The following is a 15566-nucleotide window of genomic DNA, read 5'->3' as shown; positions in this document are numbered from 1 at the left end:
TAGTACCAATAATAGTACCAATAATGGTACCAATAATGGTACCAATAATATTAATAGTACTAATAATATATAATCTTAAAATTAAAGGTAATCTTCTAAAACCTCATTTAAAATAGATATTGCCACATTTTTTTTAGCAGGAAAAGCAGCAATTTTTATTTTAAGATGAATTGAATCTCCAGTATCGCAAATTTCCCATTTTTCTTCACAAGCGGAAGTTTTAGAGAAACGAAGGAATAAATTTCCATTTTTATCAGTTTTACTTTCTAAATCAGCAGATAATTTAGATAAAGAATCATTATCCATCTTTAAAAGATTATTTAAAAATTCTTTTGTCTCTTTTTTCCTATCAATTTTTCCAGAAATAATGATAATTTCATCTTCAAGCATACCTTCGGCTACTTCACGATTTGGTTTAGCTGTTGGAAGAAGATTTTTTAACCCTTTAATTAGATCTTCTTCATTTTCATCTTCATAAACAAAAATTCTGTATCTTATATTGTGAATCATTTTAATCAGTGCAAAATTAATTTAATTAAATATCTTAATTATAATAATTTAATTATAATAGATTAAATAATTATTTAATCAAATAATATATTTTTAATTTAGAATATATTTTAGTTTAGAATATATTTTTTAGTCTAGAATATGGATTTCTATACAATAATAAAATAGTCTTTTTATAAATATTATTTGACTATATCCCTAGTTATATATTTGATTATATTTTTAGTTATATATTTAATTACATTTTTTAATTATATATTTAATTTATATGTTTAATAATTATCTAATAATCTATTAAATTAATCAAGTTAATAGTGTAATATTTATTATATATTTATTTTAACCAGGTTTAAATATTTAATTCATATCCTAATTTTGATTTAAAAAGATTAAATGAATAACTAATAAAATAAAAATTAAAAAGCAAAATTAATCTATAATAATAATAATAAAAAAAATAAAAATATAAGCTAAAAGTAAAATCTAATAATAAAAATAAAATCTAAAAGTAAAAATAAATTACAATAAATTACAGAATTGTAAAAATAAGATATTTTAACTAGAAATAGTTTGTAACTAAAATAATAAATAAAAATAAAAAAAGGAAAAAAGAAAAGGAAAGGGAAAACAAGAATAAACTTGTTTTATTAATTTCTCTTTTCAGAACCTTTTCCTCTTGTTTTTCGTCCTCGACCTTTCTTACCAGCACTGGTTAAACCTCTAAGAGCTCTACTTCTGTGCTGTTTTTCACAAATCCAATTAATTTTAGGATCGTTAATAATAGAAGGACTTTGTGGATCTACTAAAATAACTTCAAAGAATTTGAATTTACCATCAGACCATACCCAGTATGAGTTTAAAACTTCCATATTTGGATATTTTTTACTTACACGTTCTTCAGCTATTCTTTGGATAGATTTTGAAGGAGTTATCTTATTTACACCCATACGTTTTGGTCTACGACCTGCAGTAAAACGGCTTTTTCTCCTTCCACCACGACGTACTCTTGTTCTAACAACAACATAACCTTTTTTAGCTTTATATCCAAGGGATCTAGCACGATCGATTCTTGTAGGCCTATCAATTCTTTGTATTACTTTTTCTCGTCTCCAAACTGGAGCTCTTTCCCACATAAGTTCTCTTACATAAGACTTATCAGGATTTTTCCATGCATCTCTAATATATTTATACATTTATACACCTCTTGTTCAGCAATTAAGCCACATCCAGGGAAAATTCATGAGAACTATCCCAAAAAGAGTTTTTTATTTAATAAAAAACACACCTAAAACAATTAAAAGAATTATAAAAATTATAATTTACATTGAAAATTTTAGATGATATTATAATATTCAACAAAAGCCATATAAAAAGCTTTCTGTTAAAATAAAAAAATAATCATGAAAAAAATAAAACCTCATAACTAAAAGATTGTAGATTAATAAAATAAAAAACTATAAAACCAAGTAGAAAAACTTGACAAAATTTAATATAAAAAATGGGAAATATAAAAAATGAAAAGTACAAAAAATGGGAAATATAAAAATGAAAAATATATAAAATGAAAGATATAAAAATGAAAAATATATAAAATGAAATATATAAAAATAAAAAATTAATTAATAAATTATTATTAATTAATAAATATTTAAAATAAATCAATTAGTATAAATAAACTAATCAATTACATCATATAATATCTTAACTGCTTTTACAAATGGAGGCATTCCAGAAGTAAGAAGAACAATTCTTAAAACATCCATTATTTCGTCTTTTGTAGCATTAAACTCATTAACTGCACTTTGTATTTGTTTTTGAACAGCTCTATCATCAGAATTTGATGCAGCAATAGCGAGTGCAATGAATTTTTGTGTTTTATAGTCAAGTGCTTTACCTGTATAAACAGCATCATTTAAAGTTACAATTGATTCATATATTTCAGGATAATCTTTTTTTATTGGACCCATACCTTTTCCATAAAATACATTTTCTTTCACAAAATCACCTTTTATAGCTTCTTTATATATTTATTAATTATGTTTTAGATGATATAAATAATTTTTTATAAAATAAATAATCATAAAAAATAAAATAAAAGTTTTATATTAATAAAACCTTTTTATTATTCTTGTAAGTTATTTCATTCATTGTTTTTTTAGGATTTAAAATAAAATACTGTTTTTTACAATATTTATGGTGAGCTTTATCTGGATAATAAGTAACAACAATATTTATCTTCTTATTTCCAGATATAGGTTTTATATTTATATATTTAGCTCGAATTTTAATTCCTTTACGAATATGCCATAACTTTAATTGTGTTTTCTTAGATTTCAAACTACCTTTATTCTCAATTGTAACAATATATTTACTTACTTGCCGATTATGAGTATTTCTAATTTTTTTAATTTTTAAAATAGCTAAATCAACTTTAGGGTTTACAATTTGATATTTTGAAGTATTAATAGATGAATAAATAATATCTCCATCATACATTGCACTAATCTTATACTTTCCACCTTTTAAAGAAGGAATATTAAAAATCGCAACTCCTTGATTATTAGTTTTTTTGAAATATGTTTTTTTATTAATAATAATATTAACAGATTGATAAGCCAAAGGATTACCCTGAGAATCAGTCAATATAATTTTAATATAAGTTTTTTTACCTTGATTTATAGTAGGTGCATATATACTAATTTTAGTATTCTTTTTAGTTGAAAATAAGCTTAAAGTAACATTTTCATTATCAATTAAAAAGTTGTAGCTAGTGAAACAATTTAGAATTCCAGAATATAAAGTTAAATTATCATTAAATCTAGCATCAAAAGAATTAACAACACATGAGGTGTTTAAATCGACTAAACACTCAAAATAAGGCAATTTTGAAGAATCAAAATTACTATTATCATTTAATCTAAAAACATATTTAAATAATGCTAAACCTTCATAAGCCACAGGAGTAGTATTGGTAATATTTACAATAAAATAGTTATTTAATAAAATCCCATAATATGCAGACGGAGTATTGTTTCCCCACCAATTATAATCTGCTATGACTTCACTATTTGTAACATTTAAATCATAAAAATTATTGTTAAACAATCTATTATAAACAATAAACACATTTTCACTATTATCAATATCAATACTATGAGTGTTATTTATAATATTACAGGACATAACAGTTATATTCTGAGATCCATAAATATAAATTGCTCCTCCCATTATTGCAGTATTATTTGTAAAGTTTGAATCTTCAATTGTTAAATTAATTGTTTCTTCATTATATATAGCTCCTCCTTTTTCTGTTGCAAAATTATTATTAAATTTAGAGTTAGATATTTCAATTTGATTACCTTTAATATAAATAGCACCACCAAAACCACTGACAAAATTATTTATAAAAGTAGAATGGTTAATTTTAGTACCATTAATAATCTCACCAACAATATAAATAGCACCACCCCCAATATCAGCACTATTATTAATAAATGTTGAATAATCAATATTAAGATTATTTATAATTCCATTAATGTAAATCGCTCCACCAGGACCAAAAGCTTTATTATTGGCGAAAGAAGAGTTTATGATAAATAAATTACCTAAAATATCATTGTCAACATAAATAGCCCCTCCAGGGCCATTAAACAAAATACTATTACTATCAAAATTAGATTTGATAATTGAAAAATTTCCTGAGATACTAGTGAAGTAAATAGCACCACCAGGATAATTAGCATTGTTATTATTAAAGCTAGAATTAGTAAAATTCACATTACCAATTATATCTGCAAAGTATATAGCCCCTCCAGGAGAACCTGCATTATTATCATTTAATAAACAATTTATTATATTTACATCACCATATATAATACTAGAAGCAATAGCCCCACCAGGACCATTAACATTGTTGAAATTAAAGTTAGAATTTTTTAGAGTAAAATTACCCCCAATAGTACAAAAATAAATAGCACCAGCAGTTCCACTACCATTATTATAGTTAAATGTAGAATTAGATACAATTAAATTACCATAAATATCATTAAACGAAATAGCCCCACCAGGACCATCAGCACCATTATTATCAAATTTAGAATCAGTAATAGTTACATTATTATAAATAACTCCTGTATTTATAGCACCACCAGGACCATATTTAGCATAATTAGAGATAAAAGTAGAATTTTTTATTAAAAAATTACCCTTAACATCTAAAAAATTAATAGCACCACCAGTACCTCCTAAAAGATTATTACAATCAAAAGAAGAACTAATAATAGACATATTGCCCAAAATACTACTAAAACTAATAGCTGCACCAACACCTCCTGCAGAATTATTATTAAAGCTTGAATTTATGATAAGTAAATTACCTCCAATATAATTACCAAAGTATAAAGCACCACCAGGACCACTAACATTATTGAAATTAAAAGAAGAATCACATATAGTCAAATTACCATCAATAAGACCAAAAGAAATTGCCCCACCAATACCTACAGCAGAATTATTATTAAAATTAGATTTAATAATATCTACATTACCATAAATATTATTAACAAAAATAGCACCACCAGGACCATTCAATTTATTTGAACTAAAAGAAGAATTAAATATAGTCAAATTACCAAATATATTACAAAAATTAATAGCTCCACCCATACCAGAAGCATTATTTTTGTTAAAAGTGCTATTGATAATAATAACGTTTCCTAAAAGATCATTTCCAAAATAGATAGCTCCGCCAGGACCATTGATATTATTACTGTTAAAATTAGATTTAATAATAATTAAATTGCCTAATAAATAACTATTAAAACCAATAGCGCCCCCAATTCCACTTGAAACACTATTATTCTCAAATGATGAATTGAAAATAGTTAAATTACCATTAACATTACTATCAAATTGAATAGCTCCACCAGGTCCACTAACATTATTTTTATTAAAAATAGAATTAAATATATCGATGCTAGAATTGACACTAGCTAAAAAATAAATAGCACCACCAACACCAAAAGCATGATTTTCAATAAAATAAGAATCAACAATACTTATAAAACCACTTACATTATTGTAAAAACAAATAGCTCCACCAGGCCCATTAGCATTGTTATTTTCAAATTTAGAATTTGAAATACGAGTATTACCACTTACAGAATTATTAAAAAATATAGCCCCACCTACATAACAGGTATTATTATAAAAGCTAGAATTGATTATATTAATCCCATTAACTTTTCCATCAAAATATATAGCTCCGCCAGGCCCAATTGCATTATTAGAATCAAATGTAGAATTGATAATATTTACATCATTAACATCACTAAAAACAGCAATAGCACCGCCATAATTATTACCATAAGGATCATAATCCACAGTATTATTCATAAAAATACAATTTTCTAGAGTTATAGTGCCCTCAGAATAAATTGCACCACCCCTATTAGAATGACCATTTTTAATTGTAATATTTATTAATGTTATAGAATTCCCACTAGAAATGTTGAAAATACCTGAAATACCTTTACCATCAATAATAGTGTTTTGTTTATCTTTACCAATTATAGTAATATTTTTATTTACTTGTATATTAGTATTATTTTCACCAAAATAGACACCATTATCTAAAAGTAATGTATCATTATTATTTAAACTATCAACTGCATTTTTTATTCCACCATCAGTAGAATTATTAATATGAATAGGATTTGCTCCATTAACAGATGTAAATGAAACAAAAGCTAAAAATAATAATAAAATAGTAATATAACTAAAATGCCTAGAATTTTTTTTAATCATTTATAAATCCCCCCAATATTTATATAAATAAAAAAATAATAATCTAAAAAATTTAAAATTAGATTAATTAAATTTTTTCTAAAAAATTGAAAATTAAATTAACAATATTTTTAATAATTAAATTTAACCAGTAAAATTAATCTTAATAATAGTGATAATAATTAATTTAATTGTCATTTAAATTCAAGTTAAGAATGCTTATATTATTAAAATTAGAATTAAAAATGTTTAAATTAATAAACAAAGATTATTAAATCAGTAAAACTGAAAAAATTTTTATATTAAATTTATTTAAAAAAATCAATAAGATATAATATAAGTAATTTAAAAATAGAATTTTAAAAAGACTAAATATTAATTCTAAAGAAAATTTAATAATTTAAGGTTATTATACTATAGGCAAAAAATTTTTATTATTATAAATAATCTAAAAAATAGAATATCCTAATCTAAAAAATAGAATATCATAATCTAAAAAATATATAATAAAATTATAGATAAATAATATAAAAAGGTAAATAATAAACCAATAATACAAATAAAAACCTATAAAAATGCCTTAATTATTGAATAATTTAATAACTATAAAATTTTATTCCAATCAATATATTATACAATCAAAAATCAGTTATAGCTAAATTAAAGGATTATATTACAATTCAAATATAGCAATAGAAAAAGAGCAATAAGTAGTAAATTAATCCAATAATATAATATTTTAACCCCCCAAATAAAAAAATATCTTATCGAAATAAAATACAATAATTTTTAAATTTAATAATATAATCAAAATATTTCATTCTAATTATAATAGATATAAAGTATAATATAAAGATTACTAAATTTAAGTGAAACTAAAAATAAATGTAAGTAAACATTGTTAATATAGATTGAAACATTCTATCATTTTAATAATTAAAAATGAAAAAATAGACCGAAACAAAAATTAATTAAAAAGATAGTAAGTATTAAAATAATATATTTTTTAATAAAAAAGATAGTATGTAATAAAACAATGAAAAATTTTAATAAAAAAATAGTAAGTATTAAAATAATATACTTTTTAATAAAAATAATATAAACTGATGAAATTTAATTTTCTTTTTTAATTAAGTCATATAAGACCTTTTCGAAATTATCTGTAATAACATTCCAATCATTATCTTTAACAAAATCACGACCAGAATTAGCTATATCTTCATAGTTTCCATTTTTTATAATAGATTTAACACTTTCTAAAACATCTTTAGCTTCATTAACATAAACAATACCATTAGACTCTCCAAATTCTTTGAATATTCCTGGAAGTTTAGTTGCAATAACAACTTTTTTCATAGCTAAATATTCATATAATTTAATTGGAACAATATCCTGCATAATTTCTTCATCAATATAAGCTGGAAGAAGGCAAAAATCAGCTAAACTTAAAAACTCGGGGATTTTAGTATAAGGTTGTTTACCGGTTAATATTAATTGACCAGATAAATTATAATCCTCTTTAATTTTTAGTATATCTTCATAAGCATCACCATCACCAACTATGACAATTTTGATGTTTGGATATTCATTTTTTCTTTTACCTAATTCAATAGCTAATTCTTTCATACCTGCAAAATCATAAATCCATCCCATGAAAAAAAGAACAATATCATTTTCAGCAATATTTAATTCATTTCTTATTTTAAAATCATCTAAATCTGGATTATAAGAATCAAAATCAATTCCTGCATCAATTACAATAGTTTCATTTTTATTTGACCCTAAATCAATAGCTAAACTTTTTAACTGTTCATTAATTGTAATAACAAGATCAGAGTTAGAAACTGCTTTTTTATTAATCATTTTACCAAATGATTGAAAAGCTTTTTCCGGAATTAAAGTGTATAAAACATCGATAAGGTAATAAACAAAAGGTATGTTCTCTTTTTTAGCAATTTTAGAAGCTATATAAGCATTCATAAGACCAAGCGCAATAATAACATCAGGTTTGAAATCTTTAATCTGTTTTTTTATTTCCTTTTTATGAGAATTAGCTAATGATAAATAACTAATAACTGGAAGTTTAATAAAACTTGGACGAATAACCTGTATATTGGCCCTTTCATCAACTTTAGAAACATTATGAAAAGTTTTTTTAGGATAAACTAAACTATTATCTGATTTGTCCTTTGGCCAATCAATAGGATAATCGATAACATGAATTTCATGCCCCCTTACAGCCATTCTATCCATAAGATGATGTTGCTGATGTGGGTTTCTTTCTAACCAGTCAGACTCCTGAATAACTAAAATTTTCATAATATTCACTCTAATAGATGTAAAATAAAAAATATTCTCTAAATTTCCTAAAATAATCAATAATAAAATATCAAAATACAAAATTAATGAAATTTTAATTGTTAATCAATATTTAATAAATTTTTAGTCAATATTTAACAAATTATTAATTAATATTTAACAAATTATTAGTCAATATTTAACAAATTATTAATTAATATTTAATAAATAATGAAAACAAACAAAAATTATAAAAATCTAAAATTCAATAATATCTTTCGGATCAAGATTAGTAGCCATTGTCCAAAAATAAGCTTTTCCAGAAGAAATTCGGAATATAAAAAGTTCATCACTTTCAGCAGTTAAACCAAAATCTTTTAAAAATGGCCTATCTTCTAAACAAAGTTTTTTCATTTCAAAGTCATCAATAATCTCTGCTTTCCCTTCAACACGAAGCATTGTTCCAGTACCTTCATCAGGTTTGAAAAATGCTATTTCAATTTTATTATTATTTTTAATTTGATTAACTAATTCTTTCATAGAAGATGATTGAAAATAAAAACCAGTCTCATCAGCATACCACATACCCATAGCTCTAACATGAGGTTGATTATCTTCAGAAGTAGCTAACCATGCTACAGGGTTTTCATTTGCAAAATCAACACAATCATTAAAATCCATCTTTAAACCTCCAATTTATAAACCATATTAAAAAATAATTAAAAAAAATAAAAATAAAATTAAATATTCAATATTAAAAAATTTAATATTAAAAAATTAATATTGAAAAAGTAATATTAAAAAAGTAATATTGAAAAAGTAATATTAAAAAAATTAATATTAAAAAATTAATATTAAAAATTATTTAATTTAATAATCAAATTCTGCGCTTTCTTCAATATCATCCCAATTATCTTTAAACCATTTGTATGTATATTCAAGTCCTTCATCAAATGAAACTGATGGTTTATAGTTTAAGATATCTTTAGCTTTATCGATGGAAGATAAAAGTTTATTTTTAGCATCCCAATTTCTTCTAGCCCTATAAGAAATACCTTCTTTATTTCCAGTCAAACTATTTACTTTATTAGCCATATCAATAACTTGATGATCCTTACTAGAGCCTAGATTAATAGCTTCACCAATAGCTTTTTCTTCAATCCCCATAGCTAAAAGACCATTAACAATATCTCCAACAAATGTCCAATCCCTAGTTTCACTCCCATCTCCAGTAATCGGAAGTGCTTGATTTGTCATAGACCAATAGAAAAAATTAGGAATTACATTCCTATATTTACCTGGAACTTCACCAGGACCAAAAACATTGAAAAATCTTGCATTTACAATTGGCATTTCATAAAGATTATTAAAATAATTAGTATAAAGCTCTCCAAGGAGTTTAGTTACTTGGTAAGGAGTGTGTAATGAAATAGATATATCATGTTCTTCAAAAGGCATCTTAGAATCAAGACCATAAACACCACAACCAGAAGAAGAATAAACAAAACGTTCTACACCAATCAACTGAGCATGTTGAAGTACTTTAAGGATACCAATCCCATTAACCATTAAATCTTTCTCAGGATTATCAACACTATTTTGATTCGCAAAATGAGCTGCTAGATGAAAAACATGAGATGGTCTTTCTTTAAAAACTCTTTTTAGAACAGATTCATCAAGAATATCTCCTTTAACAAACTCAATATTGTCATTTTTTGGTATATTCCATTCATAAGCAGATGATAAATTATCTAAAATAATGACTTTTTCTGCACCTAATTCTGATATTTTTTTAGATAAATTACTACCAACACATCCTGCTCCACCAGTCACAAGAACTGTTTTTCCCTGATATTCATTAAAATTATTTTTACTCATTGTAATCCTCAATAATTAACTAAAATACATTATTTTCTTGCTTTGCCTATTTTTCTTGCAATAACAAGTTCTCCAACAGCAATTAAACCAACAAAAAACTTTTCAAGTCCTCCAGTAGCCCATATTGCCTCCCCAAAGGTAGCATTCCGAATATTTCTTTCATAATCTTCTGCTTTAACACGTTTTCCAGTTGCCCTACGAGTAATGATAGCTGAAGCTTCCATTAGTTCTTCCCATGTAACCCCTTTAAGCTCTTGTTGCATAGCTTCATAAAGTTTATACACTTTAACATCATAAAGAGAAGATAATGTATCAATAATATCAAAAGATCTGATTACTCCTATAACAACCTCTTCCTGATTGATAACAGGCATACTTATTAATTTATGATTTGAAGTTTCAATAACTGCCAATCTAGAAGGATCATTCTCATGAATATATAGAATTTCTTCTTTTGGATGCATAATTTCAGAAGCAGTTTTTTTTCCTTCTCTTAATCCCTTAGTAACATCTAATGAGGTTATCCAACCGATTAATTTCATATCAGGACTAACAACCGGAGTAGTGAATCTTCTTGATTCTTCCATCTTTATAGAAACATCAGTTACAGTATCTTCTGGTGATACATAGATAAAATCTTTATCCATCATTTCTTTTGCTTTCATAAAATCCCTTCAAAATATAATTTTAGTTAAGTAATTTTTAATCATTGTAATTTTAGTGTTTTTATAATTTTTCCTTAAAATTGAATATACAATTATAAAACAATTGATTTTTTTAATATAAATCATAACAGATAGATAATTATAAATAAATTTTAAGATAAATAATATAAATAATAATAGTAGATATATTTACTTTTAAATTAATCAATTTCCTCATTATTTGTTAAATTTTTCAAGCTTAGAGCATTTACTGGACATTTACTTGAGCATACATTACATCTAATACACTTGTCATTATCTAATACAACTTTTTCGCCATCTAATTTAATAGCATCAACAGGACAAGATTCTTCACAAAGATAACATTGTACACATGCATCTTGATCTATACAAAGAGATTTAGTTACAATCACAGGACCTAAAATTCTATCCAAAGTTATTGCATTAGTATCACACAGATTAACACATGACCCACAACCAACACAAAGTTTTTTATCAATATAAGGATATTCTTTATCCTCTAAATAAGGATAAGAAGTATCATCAGCAGCTTCGATTATTGATTTTTCTTTAATAGTAATAGCTTTTGTAGGACAGAACTTAATACAATTCCCACAATTATTACATTTAGTTCTATCAATACTAATATTTTCCATCCGAAGAACACGATGAGGAACTTTTACTTCTTTCAAAGAATATTCAACATTATTATCTTCTTTATTAATTGTCGATTTAGTATCCATTACATAAATACAAGAAACGGGACAGGTTTGTGCACAAATTTCACATTTAACACAATTATTTTCAACTCTAGATTTTTTGACCACACTAGAAGGAGAAATTGCATCAACAGGACACTCTTCAACACAAAGATCACATCTAACACAACGCGGAGAAATAGTTATAAGCTTATCATACCCATCATAAGCACCAATATCAACTTCAAAATCATCGATATCATCATCTAAATCTACTGATTTAAGAACAACTTCTCTTTGAAGATTCTCAATCTGTTTTTTAAGTTTTATTTCCATAAATCTTCCTCTATAATATGAGCATATCAATATTAATTTTTATAATAACCCAAATTATGTAATAAATTATTGAATATAAATAAATCAGAAATTATATAATAAATTACAAATTAAATCACAAAATACATAATAATTAATCTTTATGATAAATGTAAAAATCATAGGATTATATTATAAAAGATAAAAATATTTTTATTAATTCTAATATATATTATTATCTTCTTAATTCAGAAGAGATTGAATTTTTCATTTATTATTTTTACATTTAATTATTAAAATTACTGTCCTATCCATATTTTTACCATAGAACTTTAAATTTTTTACAATTTATTTATTTAAGGCAAATTAATAGTATTTATTTAATAAAAGATTATAAAATTTAATAAAAGATTATAAAGAGAAATAAAATAAATATTAACAAACTTAAAACTAACTACTAATTAAAAAATATAATATTAGTTCAATAAACTTTAAAAAAAATAATTGAAAATATAATTTGATTTTAAAAAGTCTAAAACCAAATTAATTAAAGATAAATAGCCATTATTAGATCTAAAAAATAAAATTAAATATAAAATTCATATAATCTATAAAATCCTGTTGAAAATAGAATAATAGGAGTATAATGAAATCAATATAATCCTATTAAATCTAAAAAAATAAAATTAAATGAAATATATAAAATTTATAAAATATTATAAACCTAATTATTTTCTTTTAATACTAACCTCATATCAACAGCTAATGCACCTTCACCTTCATCAAAAACAATTAGAGGATTAATCTCAAATTCATTAATTTCAGGGAAATCAGTTACAAGTTGAGAAATCCTTAAGATTACTTCAGTAATTGAATCAATATCCGCTGGATTTTCACCACGAGCTCCCTCTAAAAGTTTATGTGTTTTAATATTTTTTACCATAGAATAAGCTTCTTCATGATTTACTGGTGCAATTGCAAATTTAACATCTTTTAATATTTCAACATATATACCACCAAGCCCAAACATGATCATTGGACCAAATGTTGGATCTTTAACCATTCCGACAATAACTTCCTTACCACCAGATAACATTTTTTGTAATTGAACCCCTTCTAAATCAGCATCAGGTTCTATTAATGGAATATTTTCCATCATATCATTATAAGCTTCTTCAACTTCCTCTTTATTATTTAAATTAAGCTTTATTCCACCAACATCTGATTTATGAGAAATCTGAGGAGAAATGATTTTCATAACAAGAGGATATCCAATTTCTTCAGCAGCAGCCACAGTATCCTCAAGTTTAGTTGTAATAGCTGTACCTACAGCAGGTATTCCATAAGCTTTTAAAATATCAAAAGATTCCAATCCTAAAGATAAATCACCATTATCATAGGCATTTTTAATAATCTCTTCAACTAATTTTTTATCAACATCAAATTTAGGAGGTTCCTGATATTCCATATCTTTTATTTTACTATATCTATATAATGCTTTCATACTATTAACAGCCATCCTAGGATATAAATAATTAGGAATACCTTCCTTTGAAAGTATTTTCTCAGCTTTTTCAAACTCAGTTCCTCCAAAGAAACTACATAAAATTGGTTTGTCTGTTTTCTTAACAGCATCAATAGCTACTCTAGCTGTACCTTCACCATCAGTTACAGATTGAGGAGTCACTAAAAAGATCACACCATCAACATTAGGATCATCTAAAACCACATCAAGAGCAAATTTATATGTTTCAGGGCTTGCATCACCTAAAATATCAACAGGATTTTTAACACTAGCAGTAGGAGCTAAACCTTCTTTTAATCTATTTTTAGTATCTTCTGAAATTTCAGCAAGTTCCATTCCCTGCCTTATTATTTCATCAGTGACCATAATACCTGGACCACCAGCATTTGTGATTATAACTATTTTATTACCTTTAGGTAATGGTGATAAAGCAAAAGCAGTACTATAATCCATCATTTCAGCAAGAGAATCAATTCTTAAAACTCCTGCTTGGGAAAATGCAGCTTCATAAGCTGAATCTGACCCTGCTATTGTACCTGTGTGAGATGAAACCGCTTCTGAACCTTTAGAGGTTCTTCCTGATTTGATAATAAGAATAGGTTTCTTTTTACTAGCTTCTCTACATGCAGTTATAAAATTTGGACCATCCACAATTCCCTCAAGATATCCTATTATAACCTCAGTATTAACATCCTCAACAAAATTTTCAATACAATCCTTTTCATTAATAATTGCTTTATTTCCAAGACTTACAATTCTAGAAAATCCGATATTTTTTTTATCTGCATAATCCAAAATAGCAGACATTATAGCTCCAGATTGAGACATGAAGGAAATTTTACCCTTAAGAGCCATGTCAGCAGAGAATGATGCATTCATATCATTATAAGTATCTATAACTCCTAAACAATTTGGACCTACTAATTTAATGTCATATTTATTACATATTCCTATAAGTTCATTTTCTAGTTTAGCTCCATCTTCGCTAATTTCTTTAAATCCTGCAGATATAACTATTATATTTTTTATTCCAAGTTCACCACAATTTTCAACAGCATTAATTATATGTACAGCAGGTATAGCAATTACAACTAAATCAACAGGACCATATTCTTCTAATGATTTATATACTGTTAGTCCTAAAATTTCTCCACCCTTAACATTTACAGGAATTATTTTACCTTCATAACACTTTAATAGTGATTTTATTATATCATTACCAATTTTACCTTTTTTATCTGTTGCACCTATTACTGCAATTGATTTAGCATTAAATACTCCATGCATTCTATCACCTTGTACTTTTAAACTACAGATTAATCTTCGATATAGATAAAAAATCTAATTAAAACCTCTAATATAGATACAACATAAATTTATCAATCGAATAATCTTTAATTAATTTAATATACAATATTTTAATTTATTATTTAAAGTTAGGAATGAACATACATATAAAAACTAAACAAACTCAAACACTAAAATATAAATTTAATCAATAATTAGATTGTAATTAAATAAATATTAATTAAATGAAATATTAATTAAATAAAATATTAATTAAAATATTAAAACATCCGAATAGCTAAAATAAAACATCAATAATATTTTAATTATAGCATGCGAAAAAATGGATTAAAACATAAAAATAATTTAAAAATAATAATTATTAAATTAAGAAATATTATTAAATTAAGAAATATTATTAAATTAAAAATAATACACTTATTAAATTAAAAATATTATTAAATTAAAAGTAATATAATTATTAAATTTATTATATAATAAAATTTCATTCAAATATTAAACTTAAAATATTCAAATATTAATCAAAATTTCAAGAAATATTAAGAAGATATTAATATAAAACTTAATATGCTAAATATAATATAA

The 15566-nt window shown here is 24.2% G+C and carries 10 protein-coding genes; all 10 read right to left on the bottom strand.

Going from position 1 to position 15566, the window contains the following annotated elements:
* Window positions 1-81: 81 nt before the first annotated feature.
* A complete protein-coding gene (locus tag Q0087_RS04505) occupies window positions 82-510 on the bottom strand; it encodes an RNA-binding protein (RefSeq protein WP_297898481.1) in 429 nt (142 codons plus the stop codon).
* 647 nt (window positions 511-1157) lie between these two features.
* Window positions 1158-1703 (bottom strand): 50S ribosomal protein L15e, encoded by a 546-nt coding sequence (locus Q0087_RS04500; RefSeq protein ID WP_297898480.1) that lies wholly within the window; start codon window positions 1701-1703, stop codon window positions 1158-1160.
* Between the two features lie 483 nt (window positions 1704-2186).
* Window positions 2187-2507: a carboxymuconolactone decarboxylase family protein gene (locus Q0087_RS04495; protein ID WP_297898479.1), complete on the bottom strand. Its 321-nt coding sequence runs from the start codon at window positions 2505-2507 to the stop codon at window positions 2187-2189.
* Between the two features lie 103 nt (window positions 2508-2610).
* Window positions 2611-6315, bottom strand: coding sequence for a right-handed parallel beta-helix repeat-containing protein (locus Q0087_RS04490; protein WP_297898478.1), 3705 nt, complete (start codon window positions 6313-6315; stop codon window positions 2611-2613).
* A gap of 1092 nt (window positions 6316-7407) precedes the next feature.
* Window positions 7408-8613, bottom strand: coding sequence for a glycosyltransferase (locus tag Q0087_RS04485; protein WP_297898477.1), 1206 nt, complete (start codon window positions 8611-8613; stop codon window positions 7408-7410).
* Between the two features lie 237 nt (window positions 8614-8850).
* Window positions 8851-9273 (bottom strand): pyridoxamine 5'-phosphate oxidase family protein, encoded by a 423-nt coding sequence (locus tag Q0087_RS04480; RefSeq protein WP_297898476.1) that lies wholly within the window; start codon window positions 9271-9273, stop codon window positions 8851-8853.
* 189 nt (window positions 9274-9462) lie between these two features.
* The gene (locus Q0087_RS04475; RefSeq protein WP_297898475.1) at window positions 9463-10470 is read right to left on the bottom strand and encodes an NAD-dependent epimerase/dehydratase family protein; all 1008 of its coding nucleotides are present in this window, start codon (window positions 10468-10470) and stop codon (window positions 9463-9465) included.
* A 29-nt stretch (window positions 10471-10499) separates the two neighbouring features.
* Entirely contained in the window at window positions 10500-11135 is a 636-nt protein-coding gene (locus tag Q0087_RS04470; RefSeq protein WP_297898474.1) for an HPP family protein, read from the bottom strand.
* Between the two features lie 200 nt (window positions 11136-11335).
* On the bottom strand, window positions 11336-12169 hold the full coding sequence (locus Q0087_RS04465; RefSeq protein WP_297898473.1) for a 4Fe-4S binding protein: 834 nt from the start codon (window positions 12167-12169) through the stop codon (window positions 11336-11338).
* Between the two features lie 703 nt (window positions 12170-12872).
* Window positions 12873-14960, bottom strand: a complete 2088-nt coding sequence (locus tag Q0087_RS04460; protein WP_297898472.1) for an acetate--CoA ligase family protein — start codon at window positions 14958-14960, stop codon at window positions 12873-12875.
* Window positions 14961-15566: the final 606 nt, after the last annotated feature.

The organism is uncultured Methanobrevibacter sp. (assembly GCF_937881195.1).
Classification (GTDB): domain Archaea; phylum Methanobacteriota; class Methanobacteria; order Methanobacteriales; family Methanobacteriaceae; genus Methanobinarius.
Note: the sequence above shows the minus strand (reverse complement) of the source record. Positions and strands in the feature narration are given on the sequence as shown.